General features: G+C 37.0%; 16 protein-coding genes. 6 read left to right on the top strand and 10 right to left on the bottom strand.

Annotated elements, in window-relative coordinates:
- Both AC3WV0_RS15450 and lepA read right to left on the bottom strand, forming a co-directional pair.
- On the bottom strand, positions 1 to 225 hold a 225-nt coding region (locus tag AC3WV0_RS15450; protein WP_488846996.1), incomplete at its 3' end, for a hypothetical protein.
- 29 nt (positions 226 to 254) lie between these two features.
- A complete protein-coding gene (gene lepA / locus AC3WV0_RS15445; protein WP_090001684.1) occupies positions 255 to 2,051 on the bottom strand; it encodes a translation elongation factor 4 in 1,797 nt (598 codons plus the stop codon).
- Between the two features lie 171 nt (positions 2,052 to 2,222).
- Between lepA and AC3WV0_RS15440 the strand changes: the two genes are divergently transcribed.
- Positions 2,223 to 4,508, top strand: coding sequence for a GH92 family glycosyl hydrolase (locus AC3WV0_RS15440; RefSeq protein WP_488846995.1), 2,286 nt, complete (start codon positions 2,223 to 2,225; stop codon positions 4,506 to 4,508).
- A 32-nt stretch (positions 4,509 to 4,540) separates the two neighbouring features.
- Here AC3WV0_RS15440 and AC3WV0_RS15435 read toward each other — a convergent pair whose 3' ends face one another.
- The 5 genes from AC3WV0_RS15435 to AC3WV0_RS15415 all read right to left on the bottom strand — a co-directional run bounded on the left by AC3WV0_RS15435 (position 4,541) and on the right by AC3WV0_RS15415 (position 8,494).
- A complete protein-coding gene (locus AC3WV0_RS15435) occupies positions 4,541 to 5,572 on the bottom strand; it encodes a hypothetical protein (protein WP_488846994.1) in 1,032 nt (343 codons plus the stop codon).
- Positions 5,573 to 5,647: 75 nt separating this feature from the next.
- Complete coding sequence (locus AC3WV0_RS15430) at positions 5,648 to 6,682, bottom strand: hypothetical protein (protein ID WP_488846993.1); 1,035 nt, start codon at positions 6,680 to 6,682, stop codon at positions 5,648 to 5,650.
- Between the two features lie 103 nt (positions 6,683 to 6,785).
- Entirely contained in the window at positions 6,786 to 7,286 is a 501-nt protein-coding gene (locus tag AC3WV0_RS15425) for a hypothetical protein (RefSeq protein ID WP_312902870.1), read from the bottom strand.
- 9 nt (positions 7,287 to 7,295) lie between these two features.
- The gene (locus tag AC3WV0_RS15420; RefSeq protein ID WP_488846992.1) at positions 7,296 to 7,925 is read right to left on the bottom strand and encodes a hypothetical protein; all 630 of its coding nucleotides are present in this window, start codon (positions 7,923 to 7,925) and stop codon (positions 7,296 to 7,298) included.
- 17 nt (positions 7,926 to 7,942) lie between these two features.
- Entirely contained in the window at positions 7,943 to 8,494 is a 552-nt protein-coding gene (locus AC3WV0_RS15415; RefSeq protein WP_090001676.1) for an RNA polymerase sigma factor, read from the bottom strand.
- Positions 8,495 to 8,896: 402 nt separating this feature from the next.
- Between AC3WV0_RS15415 and AC3WV0_RS15410 the strand changes: the two genes are divergently transcribed.
- The 5 genes from AC3WV0_RS15410 (at position 8,897) to porW (ending at position 14,244) form a co-directional block, all read left to right on the top strand.
- Entirely contained in the window at positions 8,897 to 9,649 is a 753-nt protein-coding gene (locus AC3WV0_RS15410) for a Rossmann-like and DUF2520 domain-containing protein (protein WP_488846991.1), read from the top strand.
- A 28-nt stretch (positions 9,650 to 9,677) separates the two neighbouring features.
- On the top strand, positions 9,678 to 10,433 hold the full coding sequence (locus tag AC3WV0_RS15405; RefSeq protein WP_488846990.1) for an SIMPL domain-containing protein: 756 nt from the start codon (positions 9,678 to 9,680) through the stop codon (positions 10,431 to 10,433).
- 22 nt (positions 10,434 to 10,455) lie between these two features.
- Positions 10,456 to 10,974, top strand: coding sequence for a KdsC family phosphatase (locus AC3WV0_RS15400; protein ID WP_090001671.1), 519 nt, complete (start codon positions 10,456 to 10,458; stop codon positions 10,972 to 10,974).
- Positions 10,975 to 10,983: 9 nt separating this feature from the next.
- Complete coding sequence (locus AC3WV0_RS15395; RefSeq protein ID WP_488846989.1) at positions 10,984 to 11,538, top strand: Maf family protein; 555 nt, start codon at positions 10,984 to 10,986, stop codon at positions 11,536 to 11,538.
- Between the two features lie 87 nt (positions 11,539 to 11,625).
- On the top strand, positions 11,626 to 14,244 hold the full coding sequence (porW, locus tag AC3WV0_RS15390; protein WP_488846988.1) for a type IX secretion system periplasmic lipoprotein PorW/SprE: 2,619 nt from the start codon (positions 11,626 to 11,628) through the stop codon (positions 14,242 to 14,244).
- A 48-nt stretch (positions 14,245 to 14,292) separates the two neighbouring features.
- Here the strand turns inward: porW and tsaB are convergent, their stop codons facing one another.
- The 3 genes from tsaB to AC3WV0_RS15375 all read right to left on the bottom strand — a co-directional run bounded on the left by tsaB (position 14,293) and on the right by AC3WV0_RS15375 (position 16,262).
- Entirely contained in the window at positions 14,293 to 14,964 is a 672-nt protein-coding gene (gene tsaB / locus AC3WV0_RS15385; protein WP_488846987.1) for a tRNA (adenosine(37)-N6)-threonylcarbamoyltransferase complex dimerization subunit type 1 TsaB, read from the bottom strand.
- 84 nt (positions 14,965 to 15,048) lie between these two features.
- Entirely contained in the window at positions 15,049 to 15,810 is a 762-nt protein-coding gene (locus AC3WV0_RS15380) for an SDR family NAD(P)-dependent oxidoreductase (RefSeq protein ID WP_488846986.1), read from the bottom strand.
- Positions 15,811 to 15,890: 80 nt separating this feature from the next.
- On the bottom strand, positions 15,891 to 16,262 hold the full coding sequence (locus AC3WV0_RS15375; protein ID WP_488846985.1) for a YraN family protein: 372 nt from the start codon (positions 16,260 to 16,262) through the stop codon (positions 15,891 to 15,893).
- Between the last annotated feature and the right edge of the window lie 32 nt (positions 16,263 to 16,294).

Here is a 16,294-nt window from a genome sequence, read left to right as displayed (position 1 = left end):
ACTTGCCGAGAGATGGGCTAAAAGAGCTTCGGGAATAAATTCTAAAACATCTTTAAGAGCTATTTTATGATCTTTAAAAACTGACATAAACAATTGATTATCAGCTATAAAGATACGAAAATAAATTTCTAAAACGCAAGTTAAATAATTGATAATCAAATAATTAAATTGCTTTTTCTCAGGATAAAAAACTAAAAAAGTCGGAAGAATTTTTCTTCCGACCATGACTAAAATTGTATCGGTCTTTTTTTATGTTAATCGTTTAGTTTCAAAACTGCCATGAATGCTGACTGTGGGACTTCTACCCTACCGATCTGCTTCATCTTCTTTTTACCTTCTTTCTGTTTCTCCAGAAGTTTTCTCTTTCTCGAAATATCTCCTCCGTAACATTTTGCGGTAACGTCTTTTCTTAAAGCCTTAATGGTTTCCCTTGCAATAACTTTAGTTCCTAAAGCGGCCTGAACGGCAATATCGAACTGCTGTCTCGGGATCAGCTCACGAAGCTTTTCGCACATTTTCTTACCAATGTGATAAGCATTGGAATCGTGAATCAGGGAAGATAAGGCATCTACCATATCCCCGTTGATCAGGATATCCATTTTTACGAGCTTAGAAGCCCTGAACCCTATCGGATGGTAGTCGAATGAAGCGTAGCCTTTGGAAATTGATTTCAGCCTGTCATAGAAGTCAAAAACCACTTCTGCCAATGGCATGTTGAATACCAGCTCTACCCTTTCTGATGTCAGGTAGCTCTGATTAACAATTTCTCCTCTTTTTTCAATACATAAGGTCATTACGGGCCCAACGAAATCAGATTTAGTAATGATCGAAGCTTTGATAAAAGGCTCTTCTACCCTGTCCATGATCGAAGGATCCATCATTTCAGACGGGTTATTGATCAGGATCGGAACTTCAGGCTCTTTTTTAGAATATCCGAAATACGATACGTTCGGTACCGTAGTGATCACATTCATATTGAATTCCCTGTCCAGACGCTCCTGAACGATTTCCATGTGAAGCATTCCTAAGAATCCGCAACGGAACCCAAATCCTAATGCTGCAGAACTTTCCGGCTCGAAAACCAGGGAAGCATCATTTAATCTTAATTTTTCAAGGGAGAATCTCAGTTCTTCAAAGTCTTCGGAATCAATCGGGTAAATCCCTGCAAATACCATTGGCTTTACTTCCTCAAATCCTTCGATTGGTGCAGCTGCCGGCCTTTCAAAAGAAGTGATGGTATCTCCTACCTTTACCTCTCTTGCATCTTTAATCCCGGAAATTAAATATCCTACATCTCCACACTGAATCGTTTTCTTAGGAACCTGCTTTAATTTCAGAGTACCGACTTCATCTGCTCCATATTCTTTTCCTGTGGCGAAGAACTTAACCTTTTCATTTTTACTGATACTTCCGTTTACGACTTTAAAATAAGCCTCAATCCCTCTGAACGGGTTATAAACAGAGTCAAAAATCAGGGCCTGAAGCGGCGCTTCCGGATCTCCCACCGGTGCAGGAATTCTTTCTACAATCTGCTCCAGCAGGTTGTGAACTCCCTCACCTGTTTTCCCGGAAACTCTCAAGACATCATCATATTCGCAACCAATCAGGTTCATGATCTCATCGGTTACTTCTTCAGGATTTGCTGAGGGAAGGTCGATTTTATTCAGGATTGGAATAATCGTAAGATCATTTTCCAATGCCAGATATAAATTACTGATGGTCTGTGCCTGAATGCTTTGCGCAGCATCTACAATAAGAAGCGCTCCTTCGCAGGCAGCAATCGAACGGGAAACTTCATAAGAAAAGTCTACGTGTCCCGGTGTATCAATAAGATTTAATATATATTTTTCTCCTTTGTATTCATAATCCATCTGGATTGCGTGAGATTTGATCGTGATTCCGCGTTCTTTCTCCAAATCCATGTCATCCAGGGTCTGAGCCTGCAATTCCCTTTGGGAAACAGTATTCGTGTACTCTAAAAGACGGTCTGCCAAAGTACTTTTACCGTGGTCAATATGAGCGATTATGCAAAAATTTCGTATGTTTTTCATTTAAGAACTATGTAATTTGCAAAGATAACAAAATGCAGGATAATTTCTAATTCTTAATTTTAAATCGTGATTTAGACGTAAATTAACCATGAAATACAGGTAATACCTGATACCATTTGTCAGCATACTTTTATTATTTGTGTTTAAATTAGCCAAACTTAATTTTAATTCATGAAAAAAATCCTTTTCATCCTTTTAATTATTCCATGGATCCAGATTCGGTCGCAATGGATTGAAAAGTCACCGGAACATCCGGAAGAATTTGTAAATCCGTTAATCGGTACGCTTTCAAAACCATCACTTTCGAACGGAAATACTTATCCCGCTGTTGCTGTTCCTCACGGAATGAATCTGTGGACACCACAAACCGGAAAGAACGGAAACGGCTGGCAGTATACTTACGATGCCGACAAAATCCGCGGTATTAAGCAAACCCATCAGCCTTCGCCCTGGATGAACGATTACGGAATGTTCTCCATCATGCCGGTAACCGGAAAAATGCGTTTCAATGAAGAAGAAAGAGCGAGCTGGTTTTCTCATAAATCTGAAGTTTCAAAACCTTATTATTACAGTGTTTATTTGGCAGACCATAACGTTACGGCAGAACTTACGCCCACGGAAAGAGCAGCACAATTAAGATTTACTTACCCTGATTCTGAAAATTCATGGTTTGTGGTTGATGCATTTGATAAGGGTTCAAGCATAAAAATCATCCCTTCTGAAAATAAAATCGTAGGTTATTCAACGCGGTATTCGAGGGGAAAACTGATTGGTTTTAAAAATTATTTTGTGATTTATGCAGATAAGCCTTTCACGAAATACTCAGTCTGGAAGGACAAAGACTTTGTAAAAGATGCTTTGGAAATAACCGGAGATCATTGTGGAGCAATTGTAGGTTTCGCAACCAAAAAAGGCGAAAAAGTGAATGCAAAGGTCGCTTCATCATTCATCAGCCTCGAGCAGGCAGAGCTGAATCTGCAAAGGGAACTGGATAAAGATTCTTTCGAAGATACTTACAATAAAGCAAAACAGGCCTGGAATGTAAAACTAAAGAAAGTTGAAGTAGCGGGAGGAAGCGTCGACCAGATGCGTACTTTCTACTCGTGTCTGTACAGGATGCTCTGCTTTCCGCATAAAATGTATGAAATTGATCAAGCAGGAAAAATCATTCATTACAGTCCATACTCAGGGAAAACAGAAGCTGGATACCGGTTTGCAGGAACCGGTTTTTGGGATACCTTCAGAGCGCTCTACCCTTTTTTAAATTTAGTTTATCCTGACATTAACGTGGAAATGCAGAAAGGCTTGATTAATGATTATAAAGAAGGCGGCTGGCTACCCGAGTGGTCAAGCCCGTCTTACTCCGATATTATGATCGGAAACAATTCTGCTTCTGTGGTTGCTGATGCCTACCTGAAAGGTTTGCGCGGCTATGATATTGAAACATTGTACCAGGCACTCCTTCATGGCGCCAACAATGAGGGACCGCAGGCCACGGGAAGACTGGGAATTGATTACTACAAAAAATTGGGCTATGTTCCTTATGATGTGAAGATTAACGAAAATGCCGCAAGAACACTGGAATATGCTTATGATGATTTTGCGATTGCCCAATTGGGAAAAGCTTTAGGAAAACCAGAATCTGAATGGAGAGAATATTACAGACGTTCACAGAATTTCCAAAAAGTAATTGACCCTGAAACCAAACTGGCCCGCGGAAGAAATCAGGATGGAAGTTTTCAGGCTCCGTTTAATCCTTTCAAGTGGGGAGATGCTTTTACGGAAGGAAATTCATGGCATTATACATGGTCGGTATTGCAGGATATTCAGGGTTTGGCAAAAATGATGGGAGGAAAGAAAGAATTTTCAAAAAAACTTAATCAGGTTTTTGATTTACCTCCTGTTTTTGATGATTCTTATTATGGCTCAACCATCCATGAAATTCAGGAAATGGTGAATGCCAATATGGGACAATATGCCCATGGAAACCAGCCTGCACAGCATATCATCTACTTGTACAATTATTCCGGAGAGCCTTGGAAAACACAATATTGGGTTCGGGAAACCATGAACCGTCTGTACCAGCCAACGCCTGACGGATATTGCGGTGATGAAGATAACGGCCAGACTTCAGCATGGTATGTTTTTTCAGCATTAGGCTTTTATCCTGTAACTCCTGCAACGGATCAGTACGTTTTAGGGGCTCCTTTATTTAAGAAAGCCAAGATCCATTTAGAAAACGGAAAAAGCATTGAAATTACCGCAGATAATAACAATGACGAAAACCGCTATGTCCGTTCATTACAATATAATGGAAAAAAATATTCCAGAAACTGGTTGAGTCATTCAGAACTGATGAAAGGTGCCCGTTTAAAATTTGAAATGAATTCTACACCAGATAAAGAACGTGGAACTGACGAAAAAGATTTTCCTTACTCTTATTCTACGGATAAATAATAAAATAAAAGAGAGACAAAAATAGTCTCTCTTTATTTAGTTTTACCAAAATCTTCTGGTAAAATGTAATGTCCCGTAAGAGGATCCAGCGATACTTCAGTTCCTGCCATCGCTCTTCTTTTCTTAGCTTCACTGGCATCAATTGCCGAAATTGCTATATTGCCTACTACAGTTCCTATTAATCCTGCTACCCCTCCACCCATTATAAAAACATTAGAAGAATTTTCAGGGAAAAGCTCTTCTTTTTTAACTTCAATGAAAAGTCCCATTTCATCTCTGAAAATTTCTACATACCCTACAGGAATGACTTTATAGGCAACACCATGATCAACAAATGCATAACAATTCCTGATCGATATTTTATCTTTTCCTTTCACTGCATTTATTACCACTCCTTTTTTATTGGTTTCTATTACAAACCCTGGCTCAGGGTTATGGGTGAAAAAACTGTAGTAACTTCTATAAATTCCATCTTTTAAACTGTCTGTCTTTAAAATATCAAGCTTTTCCTTCAATAAAGTTTCATAATCTTTAAGTTCACTTTCTGAAATGCCATATTCCCAAGGCGTTTTCCGGTAAGAATTTTTGATGAGATCCGCTAAAATAAGGGTAACTTTCTTAGATAAGCTTTGCGCCAGATAAGGTGTGGTACGCGATGAAACACTTGCTGCAGTATCTTTTCTATACACAAAATGATAACCATCATCTTTTTTAATAAATGTACTGGCCTTCAGAGCAAGCTTCGCAATCGATGACTTTTCTTTTTTATCCTCAGAAATCTCTATATTTTCCAACAGCAGAACAAAATCATCTTTTCCCCTCACTGGATTGTCTTTATAAAACCAATCATTAATGTCTTTGTCTGCACTGTGCTCAAACACTACATTTACCTGGTCTTTATGATACATTACAGAACCAATCTCTTTATTCGGTCTCTGATCGATTACCGTAAATGTCTTTATGGAATTATTATCGTCTTTAATTGATTTTGAAAGTTTTATAGTTTCCGTTTTCTGTGCAGAGAACATGACGGAGAAGAATAAAAAGAAAAGTATTTTTTTCATAATGTAAATTTCTTCGTAAAACTAAGAATTAGTTTAAAACAAAACAGCACCATTAAATTTATATCTTATTTTAACTTAGTTAGTAAAAATATAAGCGCCAGTCAAAGAATCGATATAGACATTTGATTCCAGTGAAGAGCGATATCCAATCCCATGGACGGCTCCGTTCGAAGGATTAGCACCTGATTCAATAGCAGCGCCAATCAAAGCGCCTGGGATACCTCCCAAAATAGCCCCTACTAAAATTCCTCCTGTATTAGATTCTGCAAAAAGATTCACTCTGGAAGTATAAATATAGAAACCTTTATCATCTTTTTTCATTTCATCGAATCCGACCGGCGTTAATTTGTAAGCCTTTCCTCCTTCTACATAACAGTACATTTCGGAGAAAGAACTTTCAACTCCTTTATTCATTAATCTTACTACCTTTCCTTTTTTGTTTTTTTCAAGAATGTAATTCGCATTCGGCTCTTGATTATAAAATTCTTTAAAATTACTGTAAACTCCATCTTTAAGGCCAGGATTGTTGAAAGCCTTATAATTTTTGCCCAAATAAGAATTATAATTAATAATCTCATTTTCAGGAATGAAAATTCCAGAATCTGTATTAATATAAGAAAGCTTTATAAATTCCGTAATAATATCTGAGATCTGTCTGGCTAAAAATCTTTGTGCATGTGGTGTAATCTTCGGGTTACAAACGATCACGTTATCAAATCGTCCGATGAAATAATATTTGTCATTCCTCTTGATAAAACTTGAAATTTTTATCTTTAGCTTTGCGAAAGGATAATCTTTATTATTATTCTGCTCATCGTATATTTTCAACTCTTCCAGCATGATTACTATATCTGTATTCCCTACTTTTTTATTATCGTTTAGAAACCAGCTTTCAAAGTGATCTTTAAGATTTTCATCTTTAAATTTTATTTCTGCAGTTTCTTTTTTATCTGCAATTGTTCCAATTTCTTTATCAATTCTAGTATCAATGAGGGTCAAAGATTTTGTTAGTCCTCTTTTATCTTTAATGCTTTGATCCAGCGTAACAAATTCTACTCTCTGAGCGGCTAATGATAAGGAAAACATTAAAAAGAAAAGTATTTTTTTCATAGTTAAATTTTCCTCCAAAAATAATGATTCGAATTAAATTAAACGACTCTCACAAATAAATTGCAAGAGTCGTCCAACATTAAAAAAATAAACTATTATGGTTTTATTTTTGTCTTGAAGTGTTATTGTTTCCGTGAGGATTTCTTTCATTCATCTTTTCTCTCATCATGCCCTCCGTCTGAAACAGCTTCAGGACTTTTTGGCAAGGAATTACCTGCTGCATCTTATCAGCATATTTTTTTCTGTTATCCAGTAGCTTCTGCCCTACTTCAAAACTTTGCTGCAGCTTGGCTTTCGCTTCATCATCGGATAAATTATCAGGATTAAAATTAGAATTAAACTGACTCTTTATCTGCTTCTGGCTTTCCAGATATTCATTATAGATATCTGTAAATTCTTCTTTATCACCGGGATCTATATCCAGATTATCCATCACCATATTATTTCTGAACTTCGTCAGAAGTGCTTTTCTTTCCTCCGGGGACAGACTGTTGATCACCTCTTTTCTTTGCTTGGGATCCATTTTTTTCCAGTCGTAATCCGTTTTTTGGGCATTCAGACCAAATCCGTATATGATAAAAAGCGTAAATAATATCTTTTTCATCTTTTCTTTTTAGTTATATAAATCCAAATAAACGTCCTGAGTTGAATTACTTGCCAATTCTGAAATTTCAGAATTTGAGAATGAATCCAGATACTCGTTCATCTGACTTTCCTGCTGTTTAGAAACAGATTTTACAGCCTGCGTTTCCTTTTTTTGTTCTTTACCTGATTTCTGCTGAGCAAAAGATTTATTTTCACTTTGTTTCGTAACTGTTTGATCATTATTCTCAACAGAAGTTAAATCAGATTTCAATGTTTCATAAGCCATCTCGCTTTCCGTTTTAGGCTTCTGGCTGGTTGCAACATAAGAAACATCTGAAGCAGTTTTCTCTATTGTCTCATCTTCCGAATTGAAAACAAAAGTCGCTCCAAAAATCAATGCTACCGAAGCGGCCGCAGCGTATGCCCAGTTTAATCTGATAACCGGTGCTTTCTTACGAGGGAACACCTTATTTATGACGTGATTCTGAACATTCTCATATACATTCTCAGAAACTGCATAAATATTTTTACGTTCCAGTTTTTCCAGGTCAAATTCATTCAATCCGCTCAATACCCTACCCTGAAGATTTTCAAATAAATCTTCGGGTACTGTGTAAATATTTTTACGTTCTAATTTTTCTATGTCGAACTCTTTCATCTCAGTTTTCTCAAAAATTATCTCTCGTAATTGTCTTTTATATAATCTTCTATTTTTTGTTTGGCATAATGATAATTCGTTTTCAGAGTCCCCACCGACATATCCACAATTTTGGATATTTCTTCGTAAGGCAAATCATCATAATACCGCATCATAAATACCAGCTTCTGTTTTTCAGGCAGGCTTTGTATGGCTTTCTGAAGCAGAATCTGTATTTCTTCAGCATCTCCGGCAACATTATCGGCTACAAGATTCTGCATGTGGTACTCCGGGTCTTCATCAGTTTTCTGCATTTTTTTCAGTTTATTGATCTGTTGCAACGCTTCATTGGTTGCAATTCTGTACAGCCATGTGTACAATTGGCTGTCATTTTTAAACTGATGAAAATTCTGATAAGCTTTAATAAAAGTCTCCTGCAAAGTGTCCTGAGCAAGATCACCGTCCACAATAATTCTTCTTATGTGCCAATACAATCTGCTTTGATAAGCATCCATCAAAGCGCGAACTCCTTTTTCCTGAGTTCGTGGGTTTTGCATCAACGAAATAATTTCCGCGTCCTTAATCTTCATAAGATGCTTTCACTGTTTTGGATTACAAAAATAACTGAAAGTTAAATCAACTATTCAATTTTCAGTCCAATATACTCATTATTTACAAATATTTATACGCCCGGATCTGATAAATATTGTATCCGTGCTGATGCATTTTCTTTTTAATATTATGTTAAATTGTTTTTATATCATTTAAAAAACTTTTAAACTAATTTCAGAATAACCGCAAAAATCTCAAAGATAATCATAACGCATTGGTTATAATATTCAAAGTTCTGAAAAGAATAAAAAATCTTCGATTTTTTAAAATTATTCTGGTCTTTTTCATTTCTTTTCATTGTGTAAACGGGTAAATAATTTTAAAATAAAAAACTTCTGTCTTCCCTCTCCCGTCTTCCTTCTAAATCTTATCTTTGTTAGATGCAAATTGTAATTATCGGTTCCGGAAATGTGGCTTATCATTTGGCAAAAGCTTTTGTTCTGAATAACATTCCTTTAGCACAGATTTTTGGAAGGAATGAAAAAGAACTGAGCAACATCTCCGAAGAATTAAAAATTCCTTTTTCTACGGAAAAAATTCAGGACGCAGATCTTTATATCATCTGTGTAAGTGACAATTCGGTGGAAAATGTTTCAAAACTTATTCCGGCAAAAGATTGTCTGGTGGCTCATACTTCCGGTTCGCTATCCAAAGAAATTCTGGCTGGAGATTACCGGAAAGCGAGTTTTTATCCCTTACAAACTTTTTCGAAATCAAAATCACTGGATTATTCGAAAATTCCTTTTTTTGTGGAAACTGAAAATGAAGAAGACCAACAAATCCTCTTTAATCTAGCCTCTAAGATTTCAGAAGATGTAATGGAAAGTACGCATGAAAAGAGAAAATACATTCACTTAACCGCTGTTTTTGCCTGTAATTTTGTGAATCATCTTTTTGCAAGAGCTAAAGAAATTTCTGATGCTCAGGAAATTCCTTTTGATTATTTTTTACCGTTAATTGATGAAACCGTTCAGAAGATCCACGAAATAGATCCGAAATCTGCACAGACCGGGCCTGCCGTAAGAAATGATAAAAGAATCCTTGAACTGCATGAACAGTTATTAAAAGATGAAAGTCTTGAGATCTATAAAACGATGAATCTTTCCATCAAAAAGATGTATCAATTGCCATAATGTTTTAACTTTGGGAAAAACCAAAAAAATGAATACCAACATTATACGCTCCCTCATTATCGGGGCTGCCATTGTTATTACGGCGCTTATTTTAGGCTCAAGTTTTAAAAACAGGAATTTAAAGCAGGATACCATATCTGTTACAGGCCTTGGTTCCAAAGATTTTCTTTCGGATGAAATCAGCTGGAGCGGGAGTTTTGATGCCAGTGCTTTTGATGCGAAGGAAGCGTATAATATCATTTCGCAGGATAAAGAAAAAGTAAAAGCTTTTTTTTATAGCAAAGGTTTCAAAGCAGGAGAATTTACTTTTGGCGGGGTAAATTTTTCAAGATCTTTCCGTACGGTAACCACAAAAGAATCTGACGGAACAGAAAAATCCGAAGATATTTTTGACGGTTATAAAGCAACCCAAACTGTATTTTTCCGGGCCAAAAAAAATCCGGCGTTAATGAAAAAGATCGAAAGCGTGATCGACAAAACTGCTGAACTCATCAACAGCGGAGTACAATTCGAGCCATCTTCTCCACAATATACCTATTCTGATCTTGCTTCACTGAAACATAATTTAATAGAAGCCGGCGCAAAAGATGCCAGACAAAGAGCAGAAAAAATTGTGAAAAGTGCAGATGGAGATTTAGGAAAGCTGAAAGATGCATCAATGGGTGTATTTCAGATTACCGCAAAAGGATCTACGGATGAAGACAGCTACGGAGGGAATTTCGACACTTCCAGTAAAGAAAAATCAGCAAGAATCACTGTAAGACTCACTTACAATCTTGATTAGATGATTATATTTTTAAAATAAAATGAGCTATAAACAAAAACTAAAAAATATTAAAGCATTTGTATTTGACGTAGACGGTGTTTTTACCGATGGCAGCGTGTATCTGCTTCCCGGTGGAAATATGTGCCGGGTTATGAATGTTTTAGACGGTTACGCGGTCGTTAAAGCTTTAAAAAACAATTATTTAATCGGCGTCATCACTGGCGGAAACGATGAAATGGTGAAACACAGGATCAATTATCTGGGCATTGAAGATTATTATCCGAAATCTCATGATAAAATGGCCGATTTTGAAGATTTTAAGTTAAAATACAATCTTACCAATGAAGAAATTCTGACCATGGGAGATGATATTCCTGATCTTCATATCCTGAAAAATTCCGCGATTGCAGCATGTCCTGAAAATGCAGTTCCTGAAATTAAAGAAATTGCCACCTATATTTCTCCCATAAAAGGAGGAAGCGGGGCAGTACGTGACGTCATCGAACAGGTGATGAAGGTACAGGGAAAATGGCATGATGACAACACACAATCCATTTAAGTATTATCAATGAAATTATTATTAGCCTCACAATCTCCGAGGAGGAAAGAATTACTGACGAATCTGGGTTTTACCTTTGACGTTGTAAAAATTGATTGTGAAGAAATCATTCCACAATATATAAAAGTAGGAGAGGCGGCCGCCTATCTTTCTGAACTGAAAGCAGATACCTTCCGGGCATTGGAAAAGGGTGAAGTCCTGCTGACTGCCGATACGGTGGTAGCGATCGATAACCAGCTTCTGGGAAAACCCAAAGATGAAAGTGATGCCAGAGAAATGCTGAGATCACTTTCCGGGAAGACGCATCAGGTATATACGGGAATCACCATTAAAACTGCAGAAAAAACGATTACAGAAACGGACGTTGCCGATGTGGAGTTTGATGATCTCAGTGAGAATGAAATAGAATATTACATTCAACACTATCAGCCATTTGATAAAGCGGGTAGTTATGGAATTCAGGAATGGCTCGGCATGGCAAAAATCAAAAAAGTAAACGGCAGCTTTTATACGATTATGGGGCTTCCTACCCATTTGGTTTACAAAATTTTGAAAGAAATATAACGAGTTCCAACATAAAATTTTATTATTTTTACAAAATTATCAAACCGCTTTATAATAAAAAGTGGATTAGCGAGTTATATTGAAATAATGAAAAAAAATATTTTATTCCTTTTAACACTTTGTATTGTTGCTTCTTGCGCTACGAAAACCAAGAAGCCAGAGCAGCGATCCAAGTTCATGAAAGGATTTTCTACATACTATAATACGTTGTTTAATGCAAAAGATGCTTTAAATAATGAGTTTGAAACGAGGGACAAGGCACATAAAGACAATTTTTATGCGCCTTATATTCCTATTCTTACCTACGAAGATCAGCCTCTGGGAAGTGATCTGGGACAGTCTACCGCGTTTGCAGAAAATTCCATGAAAATGGCTGAAGTAAACCGACCTGCCCAGAATAACAACAATAAAAGGGGAGGACCTCCTGCAATGCCACCCGGAATGCCGGGAAATACTATGTCCGGAGGGAATAATATGATTTCCGAAGATCCTAGCCAACCAGAACAAAAAGGAGCAAGCACGCTGGAAATTGCAGAGGCAAAAGCTTTAAAGGCAATCAATAAGTATTCTGTCATTAAACATGGTGAAGAGCAGAACAAGCAGATTTTTGATGCCTATATGATTCTCGCCCAGGCAAGAATCTATAGGGGTAAATCATTGGAAGCTCTTGATGCGTTGAATTATGTTTTTACGCATATGAAGGATGATAAAAGAATTCCTCTGGCAAGAATTTATCAGGGCCTGGCGTATGATCAGATTAAAAATTATCATAAAGCACATGAAACTTTTGCTAAATTAAAAGGTGAAAAGATCAGTAAGGAGTATGAAAAATTATTAAGTATTTATTACTCCGAATCACTACTGGATGCCGGAAAAAAAGAAGAAGCAGTAAAAGAACTTGATAATGCTTTTGAACTGAACGGTAACAGGAAACTTAAGAGCAGAATTGCCTACCTGAGAGGGCAGGTGCTGGAAAATCTTAACCAGAATGAAAAAGCCAGAGAAAGCTTTATGGCTGCTTATAAATACGCCAATGATTTTGAATTTGAAGTGAAATCCCAGATTGAAATTGCAAAAACTTTTAACGGTAACGGAGATTATAGCGGAGCCAGAAAATATCTTGAAGACATCAGCAAAAAGGGTACTTACGGATCAAGAAAGAACGAGTTTTACTATGCTTTAGGATTAATGGCAAATAAAGCAGGAAAGAAAGAAGAAGCCCAGGAATATTTCAAAAAATCATTGAAGGAAAAAGTTTCCGATGGACAGATCCGGGGTCTGGCGTATTATGAAATAGGGAAGGGATATCTTGATAAAAATGATTATATCGGGGCCGGAGCCTATTATGATTCAGCATTGGCAGTAATGACGTATGAACCTTCAAAAGTTCTTCTGGCCGATCAGTCGGTTTACATTAAGAAAATCTCAAAAAATTATTACCTGATCAAGAAAAACGACAGTATCCTGAATCTGGCCAAAATGTCTCCTGAACAGAAAACTGACTTTTTCACGAAATATATTGCGAAAATTAAAGCCAAAGAAGAGAAAGAAGAACTGGAAAAAAGACGCGCTGAAAGAAACAAAGGTTTTGATACAGGAGACTATAACTCGACTTCTATTTTTGCCAACAGTTCAAATTCTTTCGAAGATTTCGGGGTAACAGCAAGAGGCTTTTATTTCAGTAATACAGGAACGGTTTCTAAAGGAACACAGACCTTTAAGCAAACCTGGGGAGACCGAGCGCTTGTTGACAACTGGCGATTTTCAAAGAAAATGACGACCATTGAAGACATGAAGAATGATGCCTTAGGAACCACTGCAGCACCGAACCCAAGACGTTTTGAGCCCGCTTTCTATATTGAGCAGATTCCTACGGATGCAGGTAAACTAGGTCAGCTGAAGAAAGACAGAGATACCGCTTCACTGGGACTTGGTGTTATGTATCAGAATTATTTTACCAATACTCCTTTAGCCACTAAAACCTTATATGATCTGGTAGATGTAAAACCTGAAGAAAAAGTAATGCTACAGGCTTTGTATGAGATTTTTGCCATGAATCATGAAAAAAATCCGCAGGCTGCAGAACGTGCAAAACAGATTCTTTTAAAGGATTATCCTTATACATCTTATGCAGAATTTGCGAGAAATCCGAAAAATAATACGTTCGTAAAATCTTCGGCGGATGTGGAAAATCAATACAAACAGGCGTTTGCTTTATATGAGTCTGAAAAGTTTGCCGAAAGTAAAGATTTGATTGATAAAACCATTCAGCAGTACCCAAAAGATGCGCTGGTTCCGAAACTCTATTTGCTTAATGCATTTAATTCCGGAAAGGCGAGTGGGAAAGAGGTGATGATCCTTCAGCTTGAGCAGATTGCTTTAAATTACGGTAAGACTCCGGAGGGCGAAAAAGCAAAGGAAATGCTCAATTATCTTAAATCTGATATTACTTTCCAGGCCACCGATAATAAGGGAAATGTGATGGTACAAAACAACACCAATAATTTGAATAATCCTCCACAGCAACCTCCTTCACAGCCTCTTAACAATAATGGTGTTCCTCAAAAACCGGGCAGCGGACAGATGATGAATTCGCAGCCGGGGCAGCAACAAGGATTAAACGGTAACAGGCCGCCAAGAAAGCCAAATTCAAATCAGAATCAGCAACAGATACAAATGGATTCAATTCCTGCGAAACCTCAATAAAATAAAAGCGAAGAGTCATTATTCTTCGCTTTTTTATTTTATATTTTTTTAGGGCTTTTTCTTTACCCCATGAAAATCTTTTAGGTAAAACGGCTCAAAATACGCAATGTCTTCAAACTCTTTTTTATCAATTTTTTCTAACGTTTTCTTTATCAGGAATTGTGCAGAAGGGTAGATCTCTTCATTAAAATCGGCATTTGGCAACTGTAAAACCTCTCTTGCCTTTTTGGCACCATCTCCCACGAAAATCACCCTTTTATCCAGAAATTCCTGAAATGAAGTTTCGTCTAAGATCTTTGCTTCCGTACCTGTTACTTCATTTCCCGTTTTACCGTCATAAACGGCTGTATAAACCTCCATTCTCCTTGCGTCAACTAAGGGTATGACGAAATCATAGTTCTTGTCTAAAAACGGCTCTATCATACTTTCCAAAGAATTAACTGCAATTAACCGAACTTTTAATCCGTAACAAAATCCTTTGGCAGAAGAAGCGCCAATTCTTAATCCTGTATAAGATCCGGGGCCTTTTCCCAACGAGACGGCTTCAATGTCTTTGAGTGAAATTCCGGCTCCTTCCAGCGCCCATTCTACGAATGTATGAAGACTTTCCGACTGTTTATAGTTTTCGGAAACTTCTTCGGTAAGGCAAAGCAGCTTTTCATCATCTGAAATTGCCACTGAACAGTTTTTAGAAGAGGTTTCGAGGTATAATATTTTCATTTTAAGCGTAACAATTTAGCAATATAAAAATGTCCGATATTCGATTTCAACTAATTCTTAAAAGGACATGTACAAATTTAACCATTAATTTTGAGACTGTTTTCTGTAAATCGTTCTCGGTTCTGCCTGAGCAGTAGGGTAGATGGTCATATCAGAAATGCAGACATGCTTAGGTGCATTAACACAATAAGCAATAGAATCTGCGATATCTTCGGCTTTAAGAGGTTCGTATCCGGCGTACACTGTTGCTGCTTTTTCGTTATCTCCCTTGAATCTCACCATTGAAAAATCTGTTTCTACAGCGCCCGGCTGAATATTGGTGACTTTAATCCCGAATTCCGTAAGCTCTAACCGCATTCCTTCCGAAATGACATCAACTGCCTTTTTTGTAGCACAATAAACAACCCCGTTGGCATAGGTTTGTCTTGCTGCCACAGAACTGATATTCACAATATGTCCGGAATTCCTTTCCTTCATTCCGGGAATAATCATTTTTGAAACATATAAAAGTCCTTTCACATTTCCGTCGATCATGGAATCCCAGTCGTCGGTTTTTCCTGCTGAAAGGGGATCCAAACCATGTGCATTGCCCGCATTGTTGATCAGCACATCAATATTTTTCCATTCATCCGGAAGTGAATTGATTGCTGATTCCACGTCTTCCAGATTTCTGACATCAAACTTTAAACTAAATATTTCGGTGAACTTTGATAACTCGGATTTTAAAGACTCAAGAATTTCCTTTCTTCTGCCACATATAATGATTCTATTTCCTTGTTTTGCAAGAAGTTCTGCTGTGGATTTTCCTATTCCGGAGGTAGCTCCGGTGACTAATATTGTTTTCATAAAAAATTTTCAATTTTAAAATATACATAATTATATTGATTAATTGGTAAACTGTTCCACTGATACATTATTACATTAATTTAATTAGCGTCGAATGCTTCAAAAGCATCAGCAATATGCTCAATACTTAAATTTCCTTGTTTATCGGGAAGAACAGAGATAATATCAAAACGCACTTCCTTGGTTATGTTAAATTCTTTCACATAATGATCTGCCGCAGCAACCAGTAATTTTATTTTTCTTTTGTTGACGGCTTCCTGGGGTAGGTTAAAAACATCAGTCGACCGGGCTTTAACCTCACAAATGATAATGAAGTTATCTTTTTCTGAAATAATATCAATTTCAGCTTTCTGAAAACGAAAGTTTCTTGCCAGAATTTTATAGCCGTTTTTCAGTAAAAATTCTGCTGAAAGGTCTTCAGCCAGTTTCCCTAGATCGTTGTGCGTAGCCATAATAAGTTATATATTTGCCAAAAACTTCCTCA

Source organism: Chryseobacterium sp. 27AL (genome assembly GCF_057815395.1).
This window is presented reverse-complemented; position numbering and strand designations above follow the sequence as displayed.